Origin of the sequence: Streptacidiphilus albus JL83, from assembly GCF_000744705.1 — a bacterium.
Classification (GTDB): domain Bacteria; phylum Actinomycetota; class Actinomycetes; order Streptomycetales; family Streptomycetaceae; genus Streptacidiphilus; species Streptacidiphilus albus.
Window position 1 is genome coordinate 1,596,221 of the sequence record NZ_JQML01000001.1, and the last position, 26,362, is coordinate 1,622,582.

The window sequence follows — 26,362 nt, forward strand, 5'->3', positions numbered from 1 at the left end:
GGTCGGGTGGCCCGGAGGAATCACACCTCCGGGCTCCCACAGATCCCGGCGTGACAGTCTCCCGTCACCGGGCTCCTATTGTCCTGGTCACCAGAACGAATGGACCCACTTCCACTGCGCGAACAGAAGCGGCCACATCTTGGTGGTCCCCTTCCACGCCTTGTGGAACTTCTTGAAGGTCTTCAACCGCCGGAACTTCTTACGGACCCAGCGCATCAGGTAGTGATTGATGCGCCGCAGGAGGGGATACAGCTCGGTGCGGTAGAACGCCCCGTAATACTGCATCCAGCCGCGCACGATCGGATTGATCCTGCGGGCCAGTTCTGCCAGCGTGAGGCCGATGAGCCGATGAAGCCGCCAGGAGCGGACCTCCGCGCTCATCTTCTTCAGGGCATCCTTGCTGACCGCGGGCAGGAACGAGGTGAACAACTCCCCGTTCCGGTCCTTGGCCGCTCGCGGCTGGAAAGTGAACCCGAGGAAGGTGAACGATCCGGCGGTCACTCCGCCGGCCCGCCTCCCGGTCCCGCAGTACACGATCCTGGTCTTGGCCGGGTGCAGTTGCAGCCCGACCTCCTCCATCCTGTGCGTCAGCGCCACCAGCACCTCGCGGGCCTGGTACTCACTCACGCAGTGCACCACCGCGTCGTCCGCGTAGCGCTCGAACTGCACGCCCGGATACTCCCGGGCCAGCCACATGTCGAACGCGTAGTGCATGAACAGGTTCGCGAGGACGGGCGAAACCGAAGACCCCTGCGGGGTTCCCAACGTCCGCTCGCGCAAGGTCCCGTCGGGCAGTTGCAGTGGGGCGGCGAGCCATCGCCGCACATACAGCAGCACCCAGCGGGCATCGGTGTGCGCCTCCACCGCCTTGACGATGAGGTCCCAGCGCACGGTGTCGAAGAATTTGGCGACATCGAGATCGATGACCCAGTTCTTCTTCCAGCAGCGCTCCCGGCAGGCCGCGACCGCGTCCAGGGCCGACCGTCCGGGGCGGTAGCCGTAGGAGTCGGGATGGAACACCGGTTCCACCCGTCTCTCCAGATGGGCTGCCACCACCGTCTGGGCGATCCGGTCCGCGACCGTGGGCACTCCGAGCAAACGAACCCCTCCGCCGTTCGGCTTGGGGATCTCCACCGCTCGCACCGCAGGCGGAAAGTAGCTTCCCGAGGACATCCGGTTCCAGATCTTGTAGAGCTTCCCCTTCAGATCCTTCTCGAACTCCTCGATCGAGCAACCGTCAACCCCCGGTGCACCCTTGTTGGCCTTCACTTTCAGATACGCCTCCCAGACTTCCCGCTTCGAGATATCGAACGGCCTGTCTGGAGACTTCAGCTCGCTCACGCAGCTCCTCCCAGGGAACTCCTGGTTGACCAAACAAACGAACCACGGACAATCCGGCCCCTTCGCTCCGCTCCCACCGCGCCCAGCAGGAGCTTCACCGCTACTACGAACCGGTCCGCCAACACGACCTGCCTCGGTACTCAATCCCTCACGAGGTCTTCGCTCGGGAGTCTCCCTTTCGCCGACCGTCCGCCGAAGCAGCCGGTCGGACGGCATCAGGCCGTGCCTTCCCACGTTCCGCACAGAAGCCGCAGATCAGGATCACGTCACCTCCACGCCGGGCACCACCTGGCCAATCGACGGGCACCCGCCAGGCTGATCCCGGGCCAAAAAGTAACACCCGGTTTTGATGCCGTTTCATCAATAACGACGCGTCAACAGTGGCCCCCCGAAAGGGGTTGCGCTCCGTCTTCCTGATCCCCACCTGACGCCTCTTGGACGCCTTTTCCACAGTCGCTCACCACGGTCGCGTCACCGCTTCCGCAGCATGTGGCGGTTTGAAGCCTCCCCCCGCAGGGCGGCTCCGAAGGGCCATCGGTCCTTCATCTCCTGTGCAGCACCGCGCTCAGCTACTTGACTACCTCAAGCCGCCTCCCGCGTTCGTGGCACACCTTTTTTTAGAAAATCCCGCTTCATTCGGAGCTTTCGGTTTTCCTCTTCGAGTTCCTTCATATGGACGCGCTCATCGATAGCAAGCGGCTTGTCTTTGATGCTTCCGCTCCTCTTTGCGGCATTTACCCAGCTCCCGAGGGTTCCCTCGTTCAGGCCGAGGTCCCGGGCGATCTCAGCCACGGGCCGGCCGGAGCTCACTACAAGCTCTACGGCCTCTGCCTTGTATTCCGGAGCGTACTTCTTCCGCTTTGAAACCATCGTGCACTTCCCACTTGACACTGCGATGAACTACTTCCAGTGTCCACGAAAGTGGTCGGGGTCCACTCATTGCGGGGTCTGTACGCTCAACGGTGGGACTCCACCGCTGGAAGGCAGCCCTCAACGCCTTCGACATCGCCTTCGACGGCCGCCTCACCACCAACCGCCGCTAACAGAAGTCCCACCACTCGCTGGACAGACCCCCCGTTCGCGGTATAGACCCATGCCTTACCCCTGCGGTCAAGAGCTGTGATCACTGTGTCCGAACTCGCCGGTTCAACCTTGAGTACGCCAGGATGGTGTGATGGCTTCCGTAGGAGGGGCTTTGGTACGAAGGGGTAGTGGCCGATGGCGATGACCTTGGTTTTGGGGCACGAGCAGGGACTGGAACGAGCGGCTGGGTACGCCATGGAGCGTTTCGGGGCGATAGAGGGCATCCGGTGCGCGTCGCGTGCGGAACTGATCGACGACCGGCGCCACCCGCGGCACCCTCGGCGCCTCTACTCGCGATACCTGGCCGGTGAGCTGGTACCGGTCGAGTTCGACGGGTATGTCGTTGACGTTGACGACATGGCCGACCTCGGCGGCGAGAACCAGTGCTTCGACCTGGCGCGGGACAGTATTGTCGACACCTTCGGCGTGGCCGGGGACATCGGCTACTACGCCATTGGAACCCGCGTCCTCGTACGATGGCTCGAAGATCCCCCCAACCGGGAAAGGGAATACCTAGAGATATGGGTGGACCTCAACAAGTGGGACAATCCCATCGTGACCAATCCCAACCTGGGGCAGTAAATTCATGTTCTCTTCTGGCCTAGCGGTGCCTGTATTAGGATACAATTTTTTCGACCACGCCGGCCCATTTTAGGACCCAGGCCATTGAAAAGAAATTCGATATGGTGCCATTGCCGCGCAAGTGGAAATTCAACTTAGTTGACCCCGGATCAGCCCAACCTTGGCGAGGATCGTCAGCGAGGCCCGCGCACGGGTCACCCGTCGCGCCGAGGCGAAAGGCCGGCCCATGGGCCGACGAACCCTTCTGGGAGGCGCTGCAGCAATTGGCGCCGGTACCGCCCTCGCCACCGCGGCGCCTACCGCGTTCGCCGCCGAGCGCCCGGCCGGCGGACTGGTTCCCGCTACCCCGGGCATCCGCGGTCAGGCCCTGGCCACCACAGTTGCCGAAGAGGCGGTGACGAAGTGGGGTGCCGTGGGAACGGCCCACGTCTTCACCACGCGGGACGCCGCCGGGGACGACTTCATCCTGCTCTTCCACCAGGGAACGGGAGCGATGACGGTCTACCAGCAGACGGCCTCCGGTCCGGAGGGAGCGGTGACCGTGACCGTCGACGTGCAGAAACAGGCACTTCTCTACCATCTGCCGACCGGGGAGGAGCTCGCCGAGCTCACAGTCGCCGACGGCAGGGTCGTGGTGAAGCCGGCGTCAGCCAGCGACTTCGCCTACTGCTTCGCGGCCTGCCTGGGCGGCAACGTCGACGAGGGCTGCGTCGTCAACTGCGCCACCTGCGCGTTGGGAGGGCTCTCGTCCTTGGTCGACTGCGGGCTCTGCGCCTACTGCGCCGGCCCCAAAGCGGTCGGCTGCGCAAGGAAATGCATCGGGTGCGGTTCGTTTCGAGTGAAGCTCGCGATCAAGCAGTGAGGGTGTAGCTCCGCTGGTCGGGGGGGGTAGAGCCGCTCCTGCTCGCGGGCGAGGTGGTAGCGCCAGTAGGCGTGAAGGTCGTTGTTGGAGACGAGGGTGCGCAGTCGCAGGACGGCTTCGGCGCCGGGCAGGCCCCAGCGGGCGCCGGTGATGTCGAGGCGGTCGGCGATCATTATCTGAACCAGCGCGTGGCCGTTTCAGGTGCCGGGATCGGGGTGCGGGCCGGTGTTCGGGGTGATGGTGTGCGGGGCGACGTCGTGGAAGCGGGGCATGCCGAGGTCGGTGGTCCGGTGTGCTGACTCTTGGAGTTGGGCGATCTTGTTGTTGGCGGCGGAGAGGCTGACGTTGAGGCCGTCGACCTCGCCGAGCCAGCCGTGTTCGCGGGCTTCGTCGATCCGGGCGAGGAGGTTGTCGCGGATCTCGATGAGCCGGGGCAGCTGGGCGGGGTCGGTCCGCAGAAGTGGGCAGCGGATGCAGGCGTGCTCGTGGATGCAGCCGGTGCCGTAGGCTCGCCCGCAGCTGCCCAGGGAGACTTTCCGGTGCTCGAAATGACCGAGGAATTCCTCCCACTCCTCATCCGTAGGGGACCGGTATTCGGTGGAGGGCCGCAGGTCACGGCGGCGGGCGAGGTAGGCCCGGTGGCCGGTGATGGCCTCCTCGGGGTAGACGGCCTTGTAGCCCATGGTCGTGTTGATGTTCGCGTGACCCATGATCAGCTGGCAGATGTGGGGCGGCATCCCGTTCATGATCGCTTCGGTGGCGAAGATCCTGCGGAAATCGTGGGGCTTGAAGTCCAGCAGCGCGCCCGAGGCATCCGTCACGCCCATGCTGTTGGCCGCGTCGGTGATCCAGCGGCGAAGGGTCGTCGCGCTGATGGGGCGGGCGTCGGCGCCGTGGCGGTGCTGGAAGAGGACGGGCATGGCCGGGGTGAACTCGTGCTCGTGGACGTCGTAGGGGACGACGATCGGGACGGCGCCGACCTCGTCGCGGATGCGGTGGATGATCGCGGCCAGGACGTCGGCGAGCTCGGGTGAGATCACAAGCAGCCGTTCGAGGTCGTTCTTGGACGGGGCGACGTGCAGCAGCGGCACGAGTTCGCCGGTGGAGGGCAGCCGGTATTGGACCAGGCTGTGGTGGGACAGTTCGGTGAGCTCCTCGATGCGGATCCCGGTGGCGTGCAGGACTTCCACTGCGGCCCAGGTCCAGAACGCGGTGTCGTCCTCGCGCGTGAGATCGCGGCGTGTGCCGGTGGCGGGGTCCTCGGCCCAGGTGCGGGAGGTGCCGGTGGCGATCCGGGCTCGTCGCAGCACGATGGTGGGGTGATCGATCATCTCGCCGGGTGGTGTCCGGTCGGCTGCTTTGAGCAGGGCGGCGACTCTGCTGCGCTATTCGGTTATGCGGTGAGTCGGTAGCTGAGGTGGGTGAGTCTGCTGGCGCGTGACAGTGCAGGTGGGGTTCCTTCGGTGCTCCAGTGGGCGTCGAGGCGGATGACGTTGAGTGCGGCGGCGGAGAAGGCGTGCTGGAGACGGACCTTGGGCAGGCCGCGGTAACGGGCCCGGCGGATTCCGGTGACGTCCAGGGCCTGGTTGATGGTGCCCTCGATCCCGGCGCGCAGGGCGTACTTGGCTTGCCAGGTATCGGTCTTCTGCTCGGTGCGGGCGGCGGTCAGTGCCTGGTGGAGCTCGCGGGGCTGGAGCGTGAGCATGCGGGTGCCGCGTCGCGAGGCGGTGCACTGCTCGCGTGCGGGGCAGGGCCGGCAGTCGCTGCGGGCGAAGTCGACGACGATCGCGTCGTGGCCGTGCTGCCGGACCGGGTACCAGCCGCTGCTTGTCCTGCCTTCGGGGCAGCGGACCTGGCGGGCCTTCCAGTCGATGCGGAAGGCGTCCTTGGCGTAGCCGGTGTCGGCCCTGGCCTGGGGCGAGGTGTCGGGCCGGAGCGGGGTGACCATGGTGATGCCCTGCTCGGAGGCGGCCCGGACCAGCGCGGCGGAAGGGTATCCGGCGTCAAGGTAGTGCTCGCCCGGTGCCAGGCCCCGCGTCGCCAGGTTCTCCTGGACCGGCGCGGTGGCGTTCACGTCCGGCACGGTCGCGTCGGTGGTGTACACATCCGTGATCAGCCGCACCGGCAGACGCCCGGGCGACGGCTCACCACCGGCTTCGGCTTCGGCTTCGGCTTCGGCTTCGGCTTCGGCTTCGGCTTCGGCTTCGGCTTCGGCTTCGGCTTCGGCTTCGGCTTCGGCTTCGGCTTCGGCTTCGGCTTCGGCTTCGGCTTCGGCTTCGGCTTCGGCTTCGGGAGGAGCATCGCAGCTCTCTGTCAGATGGATCTTGTATCCGCACCAGAACAGGTCCTCGCCTTTCGCCGCCCAGCGCGCGTCCGGGTCGTACGGAGAGGCGAGGCGCGTATGGCCGGGCGGGACGCCGTCACTGTCGGCCTCCCGCTTGCGGATCACCTCCCGTCCCCGGGTGTCGGTGGCAACCAGGTACGTTTGCACCGTGATCCGCCGCAGCAGCGCAACGGGCTCCAGGGTCCGCAGCACCGGAGGGGCTGTCGGTGCCCACACCGCCCGCAGCAGGGCGACGGCGTCCTGCCCGAACACCGTGGCCAGCCGTTCCCGCTTGACCTGGGAGGAAGGTATCTTCCAACCGTTCACCCGCTCGCCGTAGCGCAGCGCGAGCTCGGGCACGTTCACTGCCTGGGCCAGCCAGGCCGGAGCGACCACCGCCAGCGCTTCCAGCGCCGCGCGCACCGATTCCCCAGCCAGCTCGAGGCGGTTCAGGTCACGCACCGCGCTGATCACGTGCGTGGAGTCCGTGCGCTGCTTGCCCCCGGCCCCGACCAGGCCCTGCCCGCGGCACCAGTCCAGCAGCCGGTCGAAGACCACACGCTCCATCCCGTGCTCGACCAGCCGCGCCCGGAACCGGGCCAGCACACTGTCATCGAAGCCGGTCGCGCCCAGCTCCATCCCCATCGCGTACTTCCAGTCGATCGCGCGAACCGCCATCGCCGCCGCCTGCCGATCCGTCAGGTCCTCGGCGAACTGCAACACCGTGACCAGCGACAACAAGGCCGGCGACAGCCCCGGGGCACCCCGGACCCCGAACGCACCCGCGAACGGCTCGTCCGCGAAGACCTCACCAAGCCTGTCCCGCACGCTCATCGCCAGCGACCCCTGCGGAAACGCCGACCGTGCCACCCGGACCGTATCCGCCGGAATCTCCGGCAAGCCCCTAACCTGCAACGACATCGCACCACCCCCTGCGACCCCACGACAGGACAGTGGCCGCAGAAGCGATCATCCCCTCAACCATCATGCTCATGCAGCGAATTGCGCAGCAGAGTCGGCGGCCGCCTGGAGGCGGGCGTCGTCGACGTGGCGTCGCAGGGAGGGCAGGTGGGGCAGGCGCTCGCGGGTGCGTTGGTCCATCCGCGACTTGCGGCGGGCGGCGTCCTTGGTGGCGCCGATGTCGGTGCGGCGGATCGGGCATGGGACCGCCCAGGCGGCCCAGCGCTCGGGTTCCTCGCTGGCCCAGTGGGACAGGTCGAGGTAGAACGCGCGGACCGTGACCAGCAAGGAGGCGGCGTCGGTGCGGGGCTCGGTCGTCTCCACCCGGCGGCCGTCGGCGGTGCGGACGGTGACGGTCTTCCTGGAGGTGCGGCTCTTCCAGGCGGTGGCGACGTCCGGCGGCAGCCGCAGGGAGTCGATCCCGGGGTGGTGGTTCTCCAGGTCTTTCCAGAAGAGTTTCACCAGGTGGTAGGCGAGTTGCTTGAGCGTGGCGTAGTCCAGGCGGGGGCGGTGCTCGGCGAGGTAGGCGACCAGCAGGTCACGCACCGGTCGGCAGGCCGGTGCGTACTGGTCCACGAGTTCCTCGACGCTGAGCTGGTGGCCGAAGCGGCGGTCGAGCATGCGCAGGGTGGTCGGCGCGTCGGGCGGGAAGTGTCCGAGCGCGTAAAGGAGTTGGTAGAAACCCCATCCCGGATGGCCGGCGCCTTCGGCCTTGCGCTGGTCGCGCAGTTCGATCAGCTCCAAGCAGTCCCCGACGGCGATATCGGCGATGGTGCCGCCCTTGGCGGTCAGAATCACGGAGACCTGCTCGGCAGCGTGGCGGCGCTGGTCGAAACTCAGCCCTGCCGCGGTGGCCTGCACGGCGAGCGCGGCGAAGCCGCGCGGATCGCGCAGGCGAGGGATCTCCCGGCCCAGGGGGAACCGGATCGGGCTGGTCACGAGCCAGGCCATCGGTGGGCGTAGGACGTCGGCGTAGATGAGCTGGCCCAGGCCGGAGGTGAGCGCGGCGGCGAGTCCCTCGTGCCCGATCGTGCCGGTGCGTCCGCGGTCCTGGAGCCACTGTGCCGCAGCCGTGCGCCAGTCGGCGCGCGGGTCATCGGCGATTCCGCTGGACTGCCAGCGTTCCTGCCAGTTCCCGCCGGGGTGTTGCTCCAGCCAGTCCAGGAACAGGACGGCGGCACGTCGTCGGCGCCGCTGGTTCGAGGGCGTGCCCACCGTCAGCGGCGGGGCGGCCAGCCGGGACAGCACCATCGCGCGACTCCAGGACATGGCCGGCCAGCACGTCGGTGACGGTCGTGGCGGGAACCGGCGACGCAGATCCTGCGAATCCCGGCCCCGGGGCGATCGCTCCGGCGGCGGGGCGATGACTGGCGTGCCGAGCGGTGCCGGCGCCCTGCTCGTCACGCCGGTCCCCGACCGAAGAGGACGTCGAGTGACTCGCTCCGGTAGCCGGGGGCGGTCGGCGCCGGCGGCGCGGCGGCGCGGTCGGCTGCCCGGCGGTGGTGTGCCAGCACCGAAGCGATCACGTCCTCCGGAACAGGAGAGAGATAGAGCTGCGTGGTGGTCAACTGGGCGTGTCCCAGGACCCATTGAACATCGGTCAGCGGCATCCCCGGGTCCCTCGCCATCCGGTAGGCCGCGGTATGCCGAAGATCATGAAGGCTCCAGTTCGCTCCGATCATGGCGTTGACCCGCTGGAACATCCGATATGCCGCCGGATAGGACAGCGGCCGGAACGGGCGGCGCAACGTCCACCACAACGGAGCATCCACCCCTGTCTCGATGAGCCCGTCCATCTGCGCCTGGTAGAGGCGCAACCACACCAGCGCGTCCGGGGACGTGGGAAGCGCTTGCAGAGCCCGGCTGCCCTTGCGCACCACGGTCACCAGCTGCTGGCCCGGGTCCACTTCCCCGCCCCGCACCCCCAGCAGCTCCGACGCCCGGGCCCCCGTCGACACCCACAACGCCACCAGCGCCCGGTCCCGGTGCGAAGGCAGCCGGGAGAACAGCTCGTCGAACCGGTCGTCCGGGATCCGCCGCGGGGCCTGCTGGGAGATCTTCGGGCGGTAGAGACCGCTGCGGTCGAACCGCACCGGGGCCGTCGGAGTCCGGTGAGCCCCCGCTCGTTCCCCGTCTCTGCCTCTGACCAGCGGGAACGGGTTGACCAGCGGACCGCTCCCCATCTCCAGATGGAAGGCGTAGAAGCTGCGGAGCACCGTCTCGCTGTGTGCCCGCGTCCGCGGCGCGTACTGGCGCCCGGGACCGCTCTTGCCGGTCACCGGGTTCACGCGTCCCCGCGGGATCGCGCCGTCCCTCTTCGGCTTCTCGGCCACCTGCAGCCACCTGCTGAAGTCCCTCGCCTCCACCCTGGTGGCCTGCTGCCAGGGCACCTCGACCGCCCACAGGAACCGGAACCACCTCAGCAACGCCAGCGCATACGAGCGCTGCGTCGTCGCCGGCCGCCCGATCGCCTGCAAGTCCTTCAAGTACTCCGCGACCGGGCCGACCGCCGCCCCGGAAGCATCCAGCAGCTGGTACGGCTCCCAAGGATCGGCGGTCTCCACCACCGCCCCCACCGGCGGCACCACCAATGCCGCGACCTCACCGGAGCCTTCACGCGCCTCAGACATGCGTCCAGACGGTAGCCACAACAACACACCCCCATGCTGTGAACTGCGAAGATTGGAGTGGTAGTTCAGTCAACAGTCAGGTGGCGGCAGGCGCCCTCGACCGCGCCGGTGGCGATCGGCCAGCCCTGGTCGAGGGCGGTGTCGTAGTGGAGCTGGTCGAGGTGGCCGGCCAGGTAGCGGTGGCAGGCGGCGACGGCCTCGCGTCGGGCAGCCGGCAGGTGCTCCCGGTCGGCCTCGGCGGTCATCTCACCGGCGGTGCGGGCGGCGTGGCCTGCCAAGATCGCGGTCAGATGGTCGGCGGCCCAGGTCTCGGCCCCGGTGGTGCCGGGCTTGTGGAAGGCGTGGGCCGCAGTCCAGACGTACTCGGCGACGTGGACGAAGTCCAGCAGCACCTGCACGGTGACCCCGCGTCGGAGAGTCTCGGCGGTGATCAGGTCGAGTTGGTGGCGGGCGCCGTCGACCAGCACGACCCACGGTCGCCGATGCTGCGGGTCGCGGGCTTGGGCCTGATCGAAGGCGTCGGCGATGACCTGTTCGGGCGGGCGGACCAGGGAGGCGGTGCACCACTTGTTCTCGGCCCGCGGCCCCGGGCGGACGGCCCGCTCCTCGCTGCGGCCTCCGGGTGGGTGGATCACGTCATGGGGGCGTCTGGGGGCGGGGCGGGTGTCGAAGACGCAGGCCACCGTCGCCATCCGCTTCCGGTTGGGCTTCTCGCCCGGCGCGAGCCGGCCGCGATGGCCACCCCCGGCGGCGGCTTTCTCGGCGGCGCGTCGGGTGGCCTCGCGCAGGGCCTCGGGCCGCATGACCACGCCCTTGCCGTCCACCTGCAGGACCAGCGGCATGTCGCGGCTGCACGGGACCGGGATCCTGGTGCGGTAGAAGGCATCGACGTCGACGGCTGCGGCGACCACGAGTTCTTCCAGGCGCCGCTTGCCCAGCACGTTCCCGCAGCGGCGTGTCACCGCTTCCTGGGCCTGGTCGAAGGAGCCGCGCACCGCTTCGGTGACCGCGAGCCGGCGCAGGCCCATCGAGTGCCGGCCGGCGGGCAGGGACAGCGCGGCATCGGCGGGATGGACGTTGCGGGCACTGGGGCCGCGGTGGGCGACCCGGGTGACCCGGACCGGCCCGAACACGGTGGCGAGCCAGCGGGCATGGCCCGGTTCGCGCCAGGGCCTGGGCCGCCCCTCGGGTCCGACCACGACCGGTCGGGTGCCGGCGCGGACCTGGTCCTCCTCGCGGAGAGTGCGCAGGTCCAGGTGGTCCTGCAGCAGTTGCCGCAACAGGTCCCGCCCGGCCGCATCCAGGTGTTCCTCCAACTCGGCATGGGTCCACGTGCCGGCCTGGCCGCCCGACAGGGTGCCTGTCAGCGTCTCGAAGGCACTGACCGAGCGGGCAAACGGGTCAGTGGTGGCATGAGTGTCGTAACGTTTCATCTCCGGGGCTCTTCTCGTCCAGCATCCGATTGGGTCGCACCTTCGAATGTAGGCGGAAGAGCCCCACTGGCCCATCTACGGGCGAGAGTTGGGTGAAGTATCGGTCCGGCGACGGGCCGGGGTGAACAAGCCGGGGGCGTCCTCGTCCAGCCAGCCTCGCCCCACCAGCCGCTTCAGCTTCGCCCGCGTTCCCTCGATCTTCGCGGCCGAAGCAGGCAGCCCGATCCTGGGCACGATCTGCTTGGCGCGGACCGGCCCCGGCGCGTCGGCCACCACCTCCACGATGTCCCGGTAGTCCGACGGCAGCACAACCGCCCCCATCCCGGGCTGCCAGTGCGGCACCGTCAGCACCCCGATGACCTGCCGCTCGGCCCCCGCATACGTCGACACCACCCACTCAGCCGCAGGCGACTCACCGATATCGGCCGTCCCCGCGGGCATCTGAGGCGCCATCTCGGCGAGGACTTCGGCGACCGTCTCCCGCGCGATCCGCAACCTCTCAAGCCCCGCCCGAGCCGCACCCAGTCTCCCGGACACCTCGGCGAGCTCGACCTCCAACGCCTCCACCCGCGCCCGGGCGGCCCCCTCGCGGGCCTCCAACTCCTCGAACAGCGAACCCATCAGACGCCCTCCTCCACACCTTCACGGTAGAGAGGAACCGCCCCGAGCACAGCCCTCGCAACTCAGCCCTTCCCTCCAGAGGAGCCGCACCCAAAGGACATCCCGACCTGCTGAGCCCCTCGCCAGAGTGCCATGATCAGTCGCCGGCGGGCGCTGCCCGGTTCGATGGTTCGTCAATGCGAGGAGTTGCCGTGAAGCTCATGTACTGCGCGCACTGCCAGGACATCGTCCGCCTCTTTCCGGAGAAGCGATCATGCAAGTGCGGCAAGTCCTGGGGACACTACCTGGAGGACAAGTCCACGACCGTTCAGACCTGGCCGAGCCTTTCGATAGGCATAGCCAACCCCGACTTCGTACAGGCCGAACGGGCGTTCGCCTCCGCACCGAAGACCTTCTCGCCGGAAATCACCATGCGCTGCTGGATCAATCCCGTCTCCGAACCGGACGTGACCTTCGTCCAGGGCGTGCAGGCCGAGGAATCGCCGGCCGCCGCGGAGCAGACCGGTCCGCCCCAGTGAGCCGCAGGCGCCCAACCCGACGAGTCCCGCTGCCAAGCGCCGCGGCGTCGTGGGGGCAGGTCTTCTCAACACTCACTGCCTGATCAGCAGGCTCCCTGCAGAAGAGCCACACCCTTTCGCGTTCGTATCGGATGGTCAGGCGCCGGTAGCCGAAGGTCCAGGCGATGGTGCGTTCGATCTTCCAGCGATGGCGGCCGAGGCGGGTGGAGGTCTCGATGCCCGGTCTGGCGATGCGTGGGACGATTCCGCGTTCGCGTAGCCAGGAAAGGTGGTCGGCGGAGTGGTAGGCCTTGTCGCCGCGGAGTTTGGAGGGGCGTCGGCGGCGTGGCCCTCGACGGGAGCGGATCGCCGGCAGGCCCAGGACCAGGGGCTTGAGGGCCTGGCTGTCGTGGGTGTTCGCGGCGGAGACCCCAACGATCAGGGGTATGCCCTGCGCTTCGGACAGGATGTGCAGCTTGCTGCCGGGTTTGCCGCGATCGACCGGATTCGGCCCGGTCAGCGAGCCCCTTTTTTCGCCCGCACCGACGCACCGTCGATGATGGCCGAGGTCCAGTCGAGCTCGCCCAGCGCGCCTAGTCGATCCAGGACCGCTCGGTGCAGCCGCGGCCACACGCCGGCTCTGGTCCACGCCGCGAACCGGCGGTGCGCGGTCGCGGGCGAGACCCCGAACGACGGCGGCAGATGCCGCCAGGCACACCCGCTGGTCAGCACGTACACCACCGCCGTGAACACCGCCCGGTCGTCCAACGGCGCACTCCCACCACCCTGACGACGCGGTGAGAACACAGGCAACAACGGCTCGGCAAGCTCCCACAGACCGTCAGGAACCAGCCGCTGCGACAGATCAACCCCCATGAAGGTCAATCATGCCGCATGTCAGCCAGCCACCACATGAGACACACTCTTAGCGCAGCACTAGCAGCATAGAAGACTGTCTTCGAAATCGGTCGGCCTCCAGAGGCCCGCTGGAACTACGCCTTCTGGATCCAGAACCAACTGGTCGTAGTCGGTGACCTCACCAGCGACCCCGCAGGAGCCACGGCCCGCCGGGAATGGATCAGCGAACTCGGACTTTGGTACGACGAGCCGGCAGCCCCCGCAGACTGGATCACGACAGTCGGGCCGCTTGCCACACAGATCGAGGCCCACTTCAACCAAGCCTGCTGGCAGCTCGCCCGAACCCTCCACGAGACCGGCGTCGTCGAGAGGTCCCTGGGCAGACCCGTGCCCGTGATCGTCCACGAGTTGGAGTACTACGAGGGGATCGCGCGCCGAACCGAGCTGGCCAACCCGCCGGGACTCGCCGACGACTTCACCGCCTGGGTCCGCACCGGCTGAGGCATTCGGACGGTTCCAATACCCGACGTCACCATTACACGTCCGGCTCCGACTCCAGCGCCAAGCCATCGACACCCTCGGCGACGCACTTCGAGCGCCCGAAGTCCCTGACGACCCGCCAAGTGCAGAACCTGTCCGCTGACGTTGCCGTCAGCGTTGCCGTCAAGGCACTCAAGAGCCCCTCCGAGCAGCTGCTCGGAGGGGCTCTTGACGTCAGTTCGAGTTCTCTAATATTGACCTACCGAGGCGAATTTAGAAAGCCTTCTTACCTCGCGTCAAGTAGACCTACTAGTACTACAGCCGGTTGTTCACGTGACGTGATGGCGGCTGGCTCGTTACTCCATTCGTGGGAGTGATGCTGCCGCCAGGTGCGGTGCCGACGGGCGAGTTGAGCGAGGCTGATGTCCGTTCCATGGAGGGTGAGTTGGAGGCGCTGTGTGCCTCGGTGGACGATGTGTTCGCCCGCCCGGCCTCGCGGGAGAACCTGCGGGCGATGATGCGCGGGCTGCTGGCTGAGGTGCCGCGCAAGAACCTGTGGCAGCTGGCCGAGTTCGCCGGTCACCCCAACCCCGACCGGCTGCAGGGCTTCCTGGCCAAGGCGGCGTGGGACGCGGACGAACTGCGCGACCGGGTCCGGGACTATGCCGTCGCCGCCCTGACCGCCCCGGATGCGGTACTCATCGCGGACGAGACTGGTGACATCAAGAAGGGCACCAAGAGCGCCGGGGTGCAGCGGCAGTACACCGGAACCGCAGGCCGGATCGAGAACGCCCAGGTCAGCGTCCACCTGTCCTACGGATCCAGCCGGGGTCGGACACTGATCGACCGCGAGCTCTACCTCGGGAGGACATGGGCTGGAACCACCGCCGAACATGAACGGCGCAGTGCCGAGCAGGGCATCCCGCCCGAGCGCGCCACGCAAGTGGCCACCAAGCCGGAACTGGCCCGGCGGATGGTGGAACGCGCCGTGCGGGCAGGGGTCCCGTTCTCCTACTTCCTGGCTGACGAGGTCTACGGCCAGGCCCGCGCCCTGCGTGCCTGGCTGGAGGAACAACGCATCCGCTACGTGCTGGCCATCCCCAAGGACGAGGCGCTGCCACTGCCCGACGGGCGCACCCGCCAGGCCCGCGAACTGTACGCGGCCGTGCCCGAGGACGTCTTCGAGCGCCGTTCGTGCGCCGACGGCGCCAAGGGCCCGCGCGACTACGACTGGGCCATCGTCCAACTCGCCCACACTGATCTGGAGTTGGAGCGCCACCTGTTGATCCGGCGTTCCACCGTTCCGAACAAGGTGAACAAGAAGACCGGCGAACTGGTCCGCGAGGTCGCCTACTTCCTGTGCCACGCCGACCCCGGCACCACCCTGGCCGCCCTGGTGACCGCCGCCGGGCAGCGCTGGATGGTCGAGGAGTCCTTCCAGGTGGCCAAGGGCCAGGTCGGACTCGATGAGCACGAGGTACGCAAATGGTGCTCGTGGTACCGGCACACCACCGTATGCATGCTCGCCATGGCCTTCCTGGCCGACGTCCGGAGCCGGCTAATACCGCACCGTCCACCGACAGTCGACCCCCGACCGTGAACGAGATCCGCCGCCTGTACGACCGCATCGTCCAGGCACCAGTGCGCACCGCCCGCACCTGGCTGACCATGCACTGGCACCGCTGGCGCACCCGCCACCAAACCCGGGCCCGCCACAGCCACTACCGCACCCGAACCGCCCGCGCTCACTCACCGTAAAACCACCGGCTGTAGTACTAGTTCAATCTTTATTCCCAAACCACCAATGGGCTCCCCCTTCGGACTCCGCCCAGGAGTCAAGCAATTCCTCTAGGTCCTTGTTTGCCCCTGCGCGAGGGACTGTAACCACGGCGAATCGCCGATCAGACGGCGACTCAACCACTCCTCTTGCGCGGCTCGCAATTTCCGATAGCTTTTCGAGCGAAGCTTCCGAGAAAGGGCCACCGCGATATACCTGGATGCAGTAATTGGGCCCTCGGCGTTCCACAGAAAAGCGACCATCGGGAGCGCGGCGAATGACGTCGCCCGCTGCGCATCCCAAGGTCAATCCGGGACTGCCAGTGAGCTCGAAGAGATCAACGCCCAGCGGAACAGCCGGAAGGACTTCAAAGACAGGCTTTCCCGCTGCGGTCAGATCAGCCAACAGCGTGACGTGATCTTGCTTGGGGTCGGGCTGAGCTTGCGACATGCGCATCATGATGCCATACCTCCTCCAGGCGCGGCCCTTCGCCGGGCCAGCCGGAGTATCAGGAACCGATGCTCCGGCTGGCCCAGCATGGGAATCGTTAGCAGGGCCCACCGAAAATCAGCGCGAGCTCAGCGACTCTCGGGCAGCGGCCGCTACGTCATCCCTAGGGCCGGCAGCGCAATCCTCCAAGAAGCGAAGGGATACTTCACCCTCCCAGCGTCTTGCTGCAAGCGCGGCCCAATAACGCACGCCAGCATGCGGATCCTGGCTGAGCAAGTAGTCCACCAGCCAGCTGGAGAGATCGGGGTCAAGGCTGACCCCCTCGTCCCACATCGCCTTCATCGCGCCATCGACCAAGTCCGGCCGAGCCAGCTCAAGACACCAGCGCAGTTCTTCCTCAAGGCGACCATCGGCAAGCGAGATTCGGATAATGGAATCACCCACCGCGCCATATAGGGAATCAAATTTGAATCCCGCATCGGCGAGAGACTTAAGGAAGGGAACAGCGGCGCTGCACCTACAGGAGCCGAGCGCGACGATCATCTCATACTGAGTCTCCCAGGTTCGCGCATCTGCAGCCTCGACCTCAAGCACCTCCAGCAGGCTATAACCGGCCGCAGGATCTCCTAGCTTTCCGATCTGCTTGGCGGCAGAGCGGCGCCGAGCAGACCTGCTGTCGCGAAGCTGGTGAATCAGCCCATCGAGCTTGGCCGACAAGAATCCACCTCCTATTCGAATCGCCCAAACCCTGCACCACATCCACCACGTTCAGCACACGACTTCCCTGGTGATGGTGCACCTCTATTTTGCGCACTGCTATTGCATGCCGCGCCTTCGATGCAGAGATTGCGCGGATCAAGATTTCCGCCATTTGCGCGCGGGGTATTTACGTGCCCGATCTGCATGTCTGCAGGGTTAGTGCTGGTATGGCCGCACCGCCAGCATTGATAGTAGCCTCCGGTCCGATCCAATTCGTCCGCCAGCATCTGATCACGAATACTACTCGGGACACCTTGCCTCGCAGTTGGGCCACCAGTGCTCGCAGCCCTATCAGCGGCCGTCGAGAGCTCGCCATCCTTCAGTACAAACAGCGGCAGCTGGCATGCATCTGGAGAAACTCCATTCGCATTGTGAACGAGGACCGGCGTAGTCCCTGCCAGCACATAGTACGTGTGGCTTGCAGCCCCTCGCTACCTGCATTTTCACTGGTCAGGGGCTATTTGACGGTACATCGGGGTGTGCGGTTGTGCGCTGGTGTGCGTGGTTGTTGCCGTCACTACTGCCGTCATAGGTCTAGACCACTCGGTGCTCGACACCTCGCTGGTCAGCGCGGAGGGGGTCGTGCGTCAGCTGGCCTGGCGGCGCGAGGACCGGGGCGGGAGGGGCCGTTGGGCGGCGGGTCGGCTGGGAGCTTCGCTCCCCGTCCCGGCAGTGCCAGCCACCCGCCCACCGGTGGCTCCGGCGATGCAAGGCCCGCCCCCGGGTCGGCCCTCTTCCCGTTGGATAGCCCGTTGGGATATCCAACGGGACAACTTGCTGCGCCAGCAGCCCGGTTCCGGTCAGCCCGGCGAGCTTGCCGGTTACCCGGTCGGCTCGATGTCCAGCAGCGTCTGGCTTGGCCTTCTGGCGTCGGATCAGTGGAAGTCGCCGGGTTCTGCAGTGGCGTAGTCAGTGGCGGTGCGGCGGTAGCAGTGGTGTCCGGTCTCGGCGGCGTGCTTGGCGATCAGGGCGGTCACGTCATCGGCGCGGGTGCGCTCGCCGCTGGTCCACCGGCACTGCTCCTCGTCGGTGACGCAGACGGCTTCGCGGACCGGGGTCGCGGTCTGGTCGGTGCGGACGTGGTAGTCACGGAACCGCATCCGCTTGCGCACGCTCATGCCGCCTGCCCGTGCTCGGTCTGTCGGTGGCGGTTCTGCATGACGCGTACGTCGCTGAGCCGGGAGCGGTCCCCGCACAGCGAGGCGGCTCGGGCCTGTTCGCGGAGTCGGCCGCACTCCTGGCACACCGGGCCGGGGCGTTCCCGCCACATTGCCGTCTGCTCGTCCATCTCCCGCTCCTTCGCTCCCGCTCGGCTCTCTTCAGCCAGGGTCTCGTTTGGCTGGAACCTTCCGGAGGAGCCAGCGTGTCTGCCCTGGTGTCTGCCAAGCTGGCCAGGTGCGGGAGACGGTCGGGGAACTGGTGCGGCGGTTACGCCTGGCGCGCGGGTGGAGTCAGCAGCGGCTCGCCGACGCGCTGGCCCAGGCCGCCCCCGGCAGGGTTCCAACGACGCGCAACGACGTGTCCCGGTGGGAGATCGGCACGCGGTCCCCGCGCGAGTGGCTGCCTTTCCTCGCCCTGGTGCTGGAGGTCCCGCGCGAGCTGCTGGAGGCGGCCAAGGCCGTCGCAGCGGCCGAGCCCGCCCCGCGCGTCCTGAGCGTGGCCGACTTCCTGCCCGAGAGCGACCCGCTGGCTGCCAGGACCGGCCGGCGCATCGGAGCCGGGCAGGTCGCCGACCTGGCCCGGCGGGTTCACGGCCTGCGGCTGGCCGACGACGTGGTCTACGGCAAGGACCTGATCGGCCCGGCCCTGCGGGAACTGCGGGCGGCGGTCACGCTCTACCGAGGGGGCACCCAACACCGAGCAGGTGGGCCGTGAACTGCTAAGGGCCATTGGCGAGCTGGCGCAGATCGCCGGTTGGGTGGCCTCCGACGCGGGCGAGCACGCCGAGGCGGAGCGGATCTACCGGCTCGGGATCAGCGCTGCCCGCGCCGCCGGGGACGGCGTCCTGGTGGGCAACGTGGCGGGCTCGCTGGCCTACCAGTGGAGCAACACCGGACGCCCCCGCGACGCCGTCGACCTCGCTGCCGCCGCCGTGCAGGAGGCCGGTCCCGATGCTCCGGCGAAGGCTCGCGCGCTGTACTTGGACCGGGTGGCCTGGGCGCACACCCGCGCCGGGCAGGACCGACCGGCGATGGCCGCGCTCGGAGAGGCCAGTGAGGCCATGGCCCAGGACTCACCCGGTACCGAGTCGCCGTCGTACCTGTACTGGATGGACGCCGGGGAACTGCGGGTCATGGAGGCCCGCGTGTACACCGAGCTGCACCGGCCGCTGCGCGCGGTGCCGCTGCTGACGGACGTCCTTGGGCGGTACGACGCCAGTCACGCGAGGGAGTTGGCGCTGTACCTGTCGTGGCTGGCCGTGGCCTACGCCGACGCGAACGAGCCCGAGGCCGCAGCCGGGACCGCCGCCCGGATGCTCGCCCTGGGCCAGAGCGGCAGCGAACGCACCACCGAGCGCACGCGCATCGTGCTGGACCGGCTGCGAGCGTTCCGCGACGTTCCCGAAGTCGCCGAGCTGCTGGCGTCCTGATCGTCGCGATCGCGGGGGCTCGAGTTCGGACTGCTGATGGCGGGCGTCTCGGCACTCGGCGGCCTTGCGCACGGTCTGGTCGCTCGGCACGGGGAGCGGTCGGCGGTTCGGCGGGGCTCCTGCGCTGCGAAGCCGGGGCCACGTCGGACAGCGCCCTCGGCGGGTCCGACGGGAGAAACGGAGGGTCGGACCCCTGGCCGACCCTCTTGCCTGCGATCCGACCGTAGGACGGTCGTCGGCGACAACTTGCTCCGCCAGGAGCAAGGGAGTCCCTACCCCACAACTTGCTCCCACCGGGCAGCAGTCGAAGCTCACCCAGAACCTGACGGACCGCTGATCACCGACGCCGGTACAAGCCTCGGGTGCTGCCGCCGTCCTGGGCCGGTCGGCGACGTCGGGCCAGTTCCAGCGGGCCTGGCCCGCCTTGAACCTCGTAGAGAAAATCTGGACGCACACCCGCGACTGGCATGGTGGGGTTGGGAGCTCGCCTGTGTGGGGTGGACGGTCAGTAGAGCTGCACGCGCGTGATGACGCAGTGGGGTTCGGGGGCGTCGGCGACGATGACATACTCGGCGACGCCGAGGGAGCCACCAGGCCCCAGAGGGATACGCCTCTGCTGGGGCCAGCGCTCGGAGGCTGTGCTGCCGGGCACCAGGCCGCGCGTAGTGTTGATCCGCACGGTGGCGGAGACGATGGCACTGAAGACCTCGCCGGTCACGGCCGGGTCCTGCAACAAGGCCTCGACCTCCGGGGACAGGTAGCAGGGCCACCCGTCGTCGTCCACCCCGTCCTCGCCGTCGTCGTACGGGGTTCCGGAATCACTCAACGGGCAGCCCCGCCGCACGCCGGGCCTCGACCGCGTCGGCCACGCCTCTCAGGGGCAGCGTGCCGGCCAGGGCGGCAGCGGCGAGCTGGTCACCACGGGCTTGGTCGGCGTCGAGCACCGCCTCGCACCACCAGTGCCGCAGTACCGCCTCGGCATCCTGCGGAGCCGCTGCCAGCAGCTCGCGGTAGAACTCCATCCGCCGCGCCCCGGACAGCGCCGCAGCGATCCCCTCGGCGTTGCGCGGCACCGGAACGTCCGCGCCTTCTATGTGAACGGACTGCACCGACACGGCCGCCTCCCTATCTCTGCCAATACTCCGGCCAGTCTGCCTCCCCGGCGCCCCTGGCGTCGACACGACCACCATCCCGGCGGGGCCCTGAACCCGAGCCGACCCTATCCGGGTCACGCACGCGACGCGCCGAGGGCCGGGAATCTCACCCGATCCAGTGACCCGTGAACGGATATACCCAGGTCAAATCTGGTGTGTGCCGCTCAGCTCCAGGGCTTCGACGCGGTCGCGCAGACCGGCGAGCTGTTCGAGCGCCTCGGCCAGTGCCAGCTCCAGCACCTCGACGCGAGCCACCGTCGACTCTGCTGCGCTATTCGGTTATGCGGTGAGTCGGTAGCTGAGGTGGGTGAGTCTGCTGGCGCGTGACAGTGCAGGTGGGGTTCCTTCGGTGCTCCAGTGGGCGTCGAGGCGGATGACGTTGAGTGCGGCGGCGGAGAAGGCGTGCTGGAGACGGACCTTGGGCAGGCCGCGGTAACGGGCCCGGCGGATTCCGGTGACGTCCAGGGCCTGGTTGATGGTGCCCTCGATCCCGGCGCGCAGGGCGTACTTGGCTTGCCAGGTATCGGTCTTCTGCTCGGTGCGGGCGGCGGTCAGTGCCTGGTGGAGCTCGCGGGGCTGGAGCGTGAGCATGCGGGTGCCGCGTCGCGAGGCGGTGCACTGCTCGCGTGCGGGGCAGGGCCGGCAGTCGCTGCGGGCGAAGTCGACGACGATCGCGTCGTGGCCGTGCTGCCGGACCGGGTACCAGCCGCTGCTTGTCCTGCCTTCGGGGCAGCGGACCTGGCGGGCCTTCCAGTCGATGCGGAAGGCGTCCTTGGCGTAGCCGGTGTCGGCCCTGGCCTGGGGCGAGGTGTCGGGCCGGAGCGGGGTGACCATGGTGATGCCCTGCTCGGAGGCGGCCCGGACCAGCGCGGCGGAAGGGTATCCGGCGTCAAGGTAGTGCTCGCCCGGTGCCAGGCCCCGCGTCGCCAGGTTCTCCTGGACCGGCGCGGTGGCGTTCACGTCCGGCACGGTCGCGTCGGTGGTGTACACATCCGTGATCAGCCGCACCGGCAGACGCCCGGGCGACGGCTCACCACCGGCTTCGGCTTCGGCTTCGGCTTCGGCTTCGGCTTCGGCTTCGGCTTCGGCTTCGGCTTCGGCTTCGGCTTCGGCTTCGGCTTCGGCTTCGGCTTCGGCTTCGGCTTCGGCTTCGGCTTCGGCTTCGGCTTCGGCTTCGGCTTCGGGAGGAGCATCGCAGCTCTCTGTCAGATGGATCTTGTATCCGCACCAGAACAGGTCCTCGCCTTTCGCCGCCCAGCGCGCGTCCGGGTCGTACGGAGAGGCGAGGCGCGTATGGCCGGGCGGGACGCCGTCACTGTCGGCCTCCCGCTTGCGGATCACCTCCCGTCCCCGGGTGTCGGTGGCAACCAGGTACGTTTGCACCGTGATCCGCCGCAGCAGCGCAACGGGCTCCAGGGTCCGCAGCACCGGAGGGGCTGTCGGTGCCCACACCGCCCGCAGCAGGGCGACGGCGTCCTGCCCGAACACCGTGGCCAGCCGTTCCCGCTTGACCTGGGAGGAAGGTATCTTCCAACCGTTCACCCGCTCGCCGTAGCGCAGCGCGAGCTCGGGCACGTTCACTGCCTGGGCCAGCCAGGCCGGAGCGACCACCGCCAGCGCTTCCAGCGCCGCGCGCACCGATTCCCCAGCCAGCTCGAGGCGGTTCAGGTCACGCACCGCGCTGATCACGTGCGTGGAGTCCGTGCGCTGCTTGCCCCCGGCCCCGACCAGGCCCTGCCCGCGGCACCAGTCCAGCAGCCGGTCGAAGACCACACGCTCCATCCCGTGCTCGACCAGCCGCGCCCGGAACCGGGCCAGCACACTGTCATCGAAGCCGGTCGCGCCCAGCTCCATCCCCATCGCGTACTTCCAGTCGATCGCGCGAACCGCCATCGCCGCCGCCTGCCGATCCGTCAGGTCCTCGGCGAACTGCAACACCGTGACCAGCGACAACAAGGCCGGCGACAGCCCCGGGGCACCCCGGACCCCGAACGCACCCGCGAACGGCTCGTCCGCGAAGACCTCACCAAGCCTGTCCCGCACGCTCATCGCCAGCGACCCCTGCGGAAACGCCGACCGTGCCACCCGGACCGTATCCGCCGGAATCTCCGGCAAGCCCCTAACCTGCAACGACATCGCACCACCCCCTGCGACCCCACGACAGGACAGTGGCCGCAGAAGCGATCATCCCCTCAACCATCATGCTCATGCAGCGAATTGCGCAGCAGAGTCACCGTCCCGCCCAAAGGCGCGCTCCCCACCTCCGAGTCATCGGCGTCGGCGTCGGCGTCGAGGCGGGCGACGAAGGCTCCTTTGCCGGGGCGGGAGATCGCGTAGCCGTCCTGCTTCAGCAGGGCCATGGCCTTCTGCACGGACAGGCTGGAGGCCCCGAACTCCGCCATCAGTACCGCCTGCGTCGGCAGCGCGTCCCCCGGCTTCAGCCCACCGGAGCGGATCTGCCCCCGCAGGGCCTCGGCGATGACCTCGAACGTCAGCAGCACCGTGCTTCCCGCCGCTCTGCGTCCTTGCCGCCCTGTTGTCACCGCAGGTCACCTGCCCTCTCCACGCCACTACCACCGAAATCCGGCCCGTCCAAAACGGGAAACCGGGTCCACACTGCCCGCATCCCAACCGCCCACCGAAACAGATGAGGAGGGATGCACTTGAATGCGCGCTTGAAGCGATGCTACCTTCACGCACCGCTGGTGAACACCACCGCTGACCAGGCCAGACGTCCCCGGCCTATCGTCTGCGCCCGCTGTCAGCCACCCCGTTCCCCCGTGTGCTGACCATCCGGGTCCTCTCTCTGCCATCCCCTCTTCTCTCGACCCCTGCCGGAGGTCTGTCTCCATGCCCGCACAGCTCCAACTCCCCACCCCACCATCCGCATCCGCGCACTCGATCGCGCCGTTCACCGAACCAGCGCACGACAGGAAGGCCGACGCCTCCGCGAACAGCGGCTCGGCGCTGGAACGCCGGGCGCGGCTGACGGCCAGGCTGGCCAAGCTCGCCGCCACCGGACACCTCGCGCCCCTGGCCCGGCAGATCGGCTCACTCGGCGGCTGCGCCCGCCCGATCCGCATGACCGGACACCGCACCCGCCTGGACACCGCCACCGGCCAGATCCTCGACCACCTCGACACCCGCCGCCTGCCCGCCGGCCACCTCCTGGTGCGCTGCGGCAACCGCCGCGCCACCCGCTGCCCCGCCTGCTCCACCCTCTACCGCTACGACACCTACCAGCTCATCGCCGCCGGACTGCGCGGCGGCAAGACCGTCCCCACAACCGTCGCCACCCACCCCCGCGTCTTCGCCACCCTCACCGCCCCCGGCTTCGGCCCCGTCCACAACCAACCCGGCACCGCCCCCTGCACCTGCGGCACCCGGCACGGCGACGGCGACCCGCTCCTCGGCACACCGCTGAACCCGGCACGGTACGACTACACCGGCGCGGTGCTCTGGAACGCCCACGCCCCAGCCCTGTGGGCCCGCTTCACCACCCACCTACGCCGCGAGATCGCCCACGCCGCCGGACTCACCCAACGCACCCTGCGCCACCACGCCACGCTCTCCTACGCCAAGGTCGCCGAATACCAAAAGCGCGGCCAGATCCACTTCCACACCGTCATCCGCATCGACGGACCCACCGGCCCCACCAGCACCCCACCCGCCTGGGCCACCACCGAACTCCTCGACCACGCCGTCCGCGCCGCCGCCAAACGCACCCGCGTCCAGCACCTCTCCGGGGCCGGGGACGGCCACAGGGCACAACCCCCTGAGCCCACGGTGTTCCGGTTCGGGCGGCAGATCGACGTCCGCGCGATCCGCAGCACCGACTTCACCGGCGACGCCCCCGTCACCGACCGGCACGTCGCCGCCTACATCGCCAAGTACGCCACCAAGGGAGCCGAGACCACCACCGGCACCCTCGACCGCCGACTCCGCCTCCTGGCCGAACTCGCCCAGCACGACCTCACAGACCACGCCCGCCGCATGATCCACACCGCCTGGCACCTCGGCACCCAGCCCCAGCACGCCCACCTGCGCCTGCGGCAGTGGGCCCACATGCTCGGCTTCCGAGGCCACTTCTCCACCCGCACCCGCCACTACTCCACCACCCTCACCCACCTCCGAGCAGAACGCACCACCTGGCGCACCCGTCAACCCGCAGCCGCCGCCTTGACGGCGGCCGACCCGGCTCTGGTCGGCCGATCCGCCGAGCAGGGACCAGTGCGCGAGGGTCGCCCGGTCACTGACCGGCACGGTGACCGCGATGACCGCAGTGACCTGACCGCCGGTCACACCGACTCCGGCCCCGGTCACCGCACCGGTCAACACGACAAGCGCGGGCGATCCGGCGACGCGGACACGACCCTGGTGATCTCGCACTGGCAGTACGCCGGAACCGGCCTCCTGCCCGAACTCGCCCACCTCGCCGACCTCCTGGCCGCCACGCCGAAGCCCCAGCCCGAGCACCCGGACCGTCCTCGGCGCGCACGGCGCACCAGTGACCGGGCCGGTGACTGGTGCGGCCCGCTGACCGCCACCGTCCAGACGGAGGCGACCTCGTGACCACCGACGCCGAACTCCTCACCGTCCCCGAGGTCATGGCCCGCCTCAAGATCAGCCGCTCCACCGTCTACGACCTCATCCGCACCCGCCAGCTCGCCTCCATCACCCTCGGCCGCGCCCGCCGCATCCCCGCCCACGCCCTGACCGCCCTCATCCACCACCACCTCGAAGAGGCAGCCTGATGACCAACTCCGGCACCAACCCCGCCTCCACCCCCGGTACCGGCTCGCGCAGGGTCCGCGCCAACGGCGACGGCACCGTCTACCAGCGCAAGGACGGCCGCTGGGAAGCCGCCGGATACGTCCTCGCCACCGGCGACACCCGCAAGCGCATCCACGTCTACGGCACCACCCGCAAGGACGCCCTGGCCCAGCTCACCGAGAAGATCGCCACCAGCAACCGCGGCGTCCCCGCCCCCTCCGCTCAGGGCAGCCTCGGCACGTTCCTGGCCTACTGGCTGGAGACCGTCGCCGTCCACCGACTCCGCGAGAACACCCACACCCGCTACACCGCCGTCGTCCGCCTCTACCTCCTCCCGGGCCTGGGCAAGAAGAAACTCGCCAAGCTCACCGCCAAGGACGTCCGCACCTGGCTCGACCACTGGACCCCGACCACTTTCGTGGACACTGGAAGTAGTTCATCGCAGTGTCAAGTGGGAAGTGCACGATGGTTTCAAAGCGGAAGAAGTACGCTCCGGAATACAAGGCAGAGGCCGTAGAGCTTGTAGTGAGCTCCGGCCGGCCCGTGGCTGAGATCGCCCGGGACCTCGGCCTGAACGAGGGAACCCTCGGGAGCTGGGTAAATGCCGCAAAGAGGAGCGGAAGCATCAAAGACAAGCCGCTTACTATCGATGAGCGCGTCCATATGAAGGAACTCGAAGAGGAAAACCGAAAGCTCCGAATGGAGCGGGATTTTCTAAAAAAAGGTGTGCCACGAACGCGGGAGGCGGCTTGAGGTAGTCAAGTAGCTGAGCGCGGTGCTGCACAGGAGATGAAGGACCGATGGCCCTTCGGAGCCGCCCTGCGGGGGGAGGCTTCAAACCGCCACATGCTGCGGAAGCGGTGACGCGACCGTGGTGAGCGACTGTGGAAAAGGCGTCCAAGAGGCGTCAGGTGGGGATCAGGAAGACGGAGCGCAACCCCTTTCGGGGGGCCACTGTTGACGCGTCGTTATTGATGAAACGGCATCAAAACCGGGTGTTACTTTTTGGCCCGGGATCAGCCTGGCGGGTGCCCGTCGATTGGCCAGGTGGTGCCCGGCGTGGAGGTGACGTGATCCTGATCTGCGGCTTCTGTGCGGAACGTGGGAAGGCACGGCCTGATGCCGTCCGACCGGCTGCTTCGGCGGACGGTCGGCGAAAGGGAGACTCCCGAGCGAAGACCTCGTGAGG

25 protein-coding genes and 4 pseudogenes are annotated in these 26,362 nt (G+C 68.4%); 10 read left to right on the forward strand and 19 right to left on the reverse strand.

Annotated features, from left to right (window positions below; translation table 11 throughout):
• Positions 1-87: 87 nt before the first annotated feature.
• Entirely contained in the window at positions 88-1,341 is a 1,254-nt protein-coding gene (gene ltrA, locus BS75_RS06990; protein ID WP_034087255.1) for a group II intron reverse transcriptase/maturase, read from the reverse strand.
• A 582-nt stretch (positions 1,342-1,923) separates the two neighbouring features.
• Complete coding sequence (locus BS75_RS46175) at positions 1,924-2,211, reverse strand: transposase (RefSeq protein WP_081982155.1); 288 nt, start codon at positions 2,209-2,211, stop codon at positions 1,924-1,926.
• 348 nt (positions 2,212-2,559) lie between these two features.
• Here BS75_RS46175 and BS75_RS06995 point away from each other — a divergent pair, with 348 nt between their 5' ends.
• Entirely contained in the window at positions 2,560-3,006 is a 447-nt protein-coding gene (locus tag BS75_RS06995; RefSeq protein ID WP_034087575.1) for a hypothetical protein, read from the forward strand.
• A gap of 160 nt (positions 3,007-3,166) precedes the next feature.
• The gene (locus tag BS75_RS47880; RefSeq protein ID WP_156164222.1) at positions 3,167-3,868 is read left to right on the forward strand and encodes a hypothetical protein; all 702 of its coding nucleotides are present in this window, start codon (positions 3,167-3,169) and stop codon (positions 3,866-3,868) included.
• On the opposite strand, the pseudogene BS75_RS52150 reads toward BS75_RS47880, so the two are convergent.
• From BS75_RS52150 to BS75_RS07030, 7 genes and pseudogenes are all read right to left on the reverse strand, one after another.
• Positions 3,858-4,041: pseudogene (locus tag BS75_RS52150) on the reverse strand (ISKra4 family transposase); the annotation flags it as partial. The gene BS75_RS47880 and the pseudogene BS75_RS52150 overlap by 11 nt on opposite strands.
• A gap of 24 nt (positions 4,042-4,065) precedes the next feature.
• Positions 4,066-5,199, reverse strand: coding sequence for a tyrosine-type recombinase/integrase (locus tag BS75_RS07005; protein WP_052069255.1), 1,134 nt, complete (start codon positions 5,197-5,199; stop codon positions 4,066-4,068).
• Between the two features lie 62 nt (positions 5,200-5,261).
• Entirely contained in the window at positions 5,262-7,025 is a 1,764-nt protein-coding gene (locus BS75_RS07010; protein WP_197091908.1) for a transposase, read from the reverse strand.
• Positions 7,026-7,181: 156 nt separating this feature from the next.
• Positions 7,182-8,420 (reverse strand): hypothetical protein, encoded by a 1,239-nt coding sequence (locus BS75_RS07015; protein WP_156164223.1) that lies wholly within the window; start codon positions 8,418-8,420, stop codon positions 7,182-7,184.
• A 131-nt stretch (positions 8,421-8,551) separates the two neighbouring features.
• Positions 8,552-9,781 carry a tyrosine-type recombinase/integrase gene (locus BS75_RS07020; protein WP_034086849.1) on the reverse strand — a complete coding sequence of 410 codons (1,230 nt, stop codon included), beginning with the start codon at positions 9,779-9,781 and terminating at the stop codon, positions 8,552-8,554.
• Positions 9,782-9,849: 68 nt separating this feature from the next.
• Positions 9,850-11,214: pseudogene (locus tag BS75_RS07025) on the reverse strand (ISKra4 family transposase); the annotation flags it as partial.
• Positions 11,215-11,289: 75 nt separating this feature from the next.
• The gene (locus BS75_RS07030; RefSeq protein ID WP_034087578.1) at positions 11,290-11,835 is read right to left on the reverse strand and encodes a hypothetical protein; all 546 of its coding nucleotides are present in this window, start codon (positions 11,833-11,835) and stop codon (positions 11,290-11,292) included.
• 191 nt (positions 11,836-12,026) lie between these two features.
• Between BS75_RS07030 and BS75_RS07035 the strand changes: the two genes are divergently transcribed.
• Positions 12,027-12,353 (forward strand): hypothetical protein, encoded by a 327-nt coding sequence (locus BS75_RS07035; RefSeq protein WP_034087579.1) that lies wholly within the window; start codon positions 12,027-12,029, stop codon positions 12,351-12,353.
• 118 nt (positions 12,354-12,471) lie between these two features.
• Here BS75_RS07035 and BS75_RS52155 read toward each other — a convergent pair.
• A pseudogene (locus BS75_RS52155) lies at positions 12,472-12,963 on the reverse strand (transposase); the annotation flags it as partial.
• On the reverse strand, positions 12,849-13,208 hold the full coding sequence (locus BS75_RS49160; protein ID WP_034087580.1) for an IS5 family transposase: 360 nt from the start codon (positions 13,206-13,208) through the stop codon (positions 12,849-12,851). The gene BS75_RS49160 and the pseudogene BS75_RS52155, both read right to left, overlap by 115 nt.
• Before the next feature lie 838 nt (positions 13,209-14,046).
• On the opposite strand from BS75_RS49160, the gene BS75_RS07045 reads away from it, so the two are divergent.
• Positions 14,047-15,270 carry an IS701 family transposase gene (locus BS75_RS07045; protein WP_081982125.1) on the forward strand — a complete coding sequence of 408 codons (1,224 nt, stop codon included), beginning with the start codon at positions 14,047-14,049 and terminating at the stop codon, positions 15,268-15,270.
• Positions 15,271-15,450: 180 nt separating this feature from the next.
• Here the strand turns inward: BS75_RS07045 and BS75_RS47885 are convergent, their stop codons facing one another.
• The 4 genes from BS75_RS47885 to BS75_RS47890 form a co-directional block, all read right to left on the reverse strand.
• Positions 15,451-15,906 carry a DUF4265 domain-containing protein gene (locus tag BS75_RS47885; RefSeq protein WP_152646422.1) on the reverse strand — a complete coding sequence of 152 codons (456 nt, stop codon included), beginning with the start codon at positions 15,904-15,906 and terminating at the stop codon, positions 15,451-15,453.
• Positions 15,907-16,014: 108 nt separating this feature from the next.
• The gene (locus BS75_RS07050) at positions 16,015-16,614 is read right to left on the reverse strand and encodes a hypothetical protein (protein WP_034087581.1); all 600 of its coding nucleotides are present in this window, start codon (positions 16,612-16,614) and stop codon (positions 16,015-16,017) included.
• 917 nt (positions 16,615-17,531) lie between these two features.
• A complete protein-coding gene (locus BS75_RS07055; protein WP_152646420.1) occupies positions 17,532-17,774 on the reverse strand; it encodes a DUF7848 domain-containing protein in 243 nt (80 codons plus the stop codon).
• Positions 17,771-17,944, reverse strand: a complete 174-nt coding sequence (locus BS75_RS47890; RefSeq protein ID WP_156164224.1) for a hypothetical protein — start codon at positions 17,942-17,944, stop codon at positions 17,771-17,773. Before BS75_RS47890 ends, BS75_RS07055 begins: the two co-directional genes overlap by 4 nt.
• A 107-nt stretch (positions 17,945-18,051) precedes the next feature.
• Here BS75_RS47890 and BS75_RS50015 point away from each other — a divergent pair, with 107 nt between their 5' ends.
• Positions 18,052-18,531 (forward strand): helix-turn-helix domain-containing protein, encoded by a 480-nt coding sequence (locus BS75_RS50015; protein ID WP_231607701.1) that lies wholly within the window; start codon positions 18,052-18,054, stop codon positions 18,529-18,531.
• A complete protein-coding gene (locus BS75_RS50020; RefSeq protein ID WP_231607702.1) occupies positions 18,521-19,246 on the forward strand; it encodes a hypothetical protein in 726 nt (241 codons plus the stop codon). The genes BS75_RS50015 and BS75_RS50020 overlap by 11 nt, the downstream gene beginning before the upstream one ends.
• Before the next feature lie 505 nt (positions 19,247-19,751).
• On the opposite strand, the gene BS75_RS07065 is transcribed toward BS75_RS50020, so the two are convergent.
• From BS75_RS07065 to BS75_RS07080, 4 genes are all read right to left on the reverse strand, one after another.
• Entirely contained in the window at positions 19,752-20,072 is a 321-nt protein-coding gene (locus BS75_RS07065; RefSeq protein WP_081983227.1) for a hypothetical protein, read from the reverse strand.
• Positions 20,065-20,361 carry a hypothetical protein gene (locus BS75_RS07070; RefSeq protein ID WP_034087584.1) on the reverse strand — a complete coding sequence of 99 codons (297 nt, stop codon included), beginning with the start codon at positions 20,359-20,361 and terminating at the stop codon, positions 20,065-20,067. Before BS75_RS07070 ends, BS75_RS07065 begins: the two co-directional genes overlap by 8 nt.
• Positions 20,362-20,679: 318 nt before the next feature.
• On the reverse strand, positions 20,680-22,449 hold the full coding sequence (locus tag BS75_RS07075; RefSeq protein WP_197091910.1) for a transposase: 1,770 nt from the start codon (positions 22,447-22,449) through the stop codon (positions 20,680-20,682).
• Positions 22,450-22,592: 143 nt separating this feature from the next.
• Positions 22,593-22,901: a winged helix-turn-helix domain-containing protein gene (locus BS75_RS07080; protein ID WP_231607703.1), complete on the reverse strand. Its 309-nt coding sequence runs from the start codon at positions 22,899-22,901 to the stop codon at positions 22,593-22,595.
• A 349-nt stretch (positions 22,902-23,250) separates the two neighbouring features.
• On the opposite strand from BS75_RS07080, the gene BS75_RS07085 reads away from it, so the two are divergent.
• The 4 genes and pseudogenes from BS75_RS07085 to BS75_RS46190 all read left to right on the forward strand — a co-directional run bounded on the left by BS75_RS07085 (position 23,251) and on the right by BS75_RS46190 (position 25,926).
• Positions 23,251-24,972, forward strand: coding sequence for a replication initiator (locus BS75_RS07085; RefSeq protein WP_034087586.1), 1,722 nt, complete (start codon positions 23,251-23,253; stop codon positions 24,970-24,972).
• Positions 24,969-25,154 (forward strand): helix-turn-helix domain-containing protein, encoded by a 186-nt coding sequence (locus BS75_RS07090; protein WP_034087587.1) that lies wholly within the window; start codon positions 24,969-24,971, stop codon positions 25,152-25,154. Before BS75_RS07085 ends, BS75_RS07090 begins: the two co-directional genes overlap by 4 nt.
• Positions 25,154-25,585, forward strand: a pseudogene (locus BS75_RS07095) (tyrosine-type recombinase/integrase); the annotation flags it as partial. The gene BS75_RS07090 and the pseudogene BS75_RS07095, both read left to right, overlap by 1 nt.
• Before the next feature lie 53 nt (positions 25,586-25,638).
• Complete coding sequence (locus BS75_RS46190; RefSeq protein WP_081982159.1) at positions 25,639-25,926, forward strand: transposase; 288 nt, start codon at positions 25,639-25,641, stop codon at positions 25,924-25,926.
• Positions 25,927-26,362 lie beyond the last annotated feature (436 nt).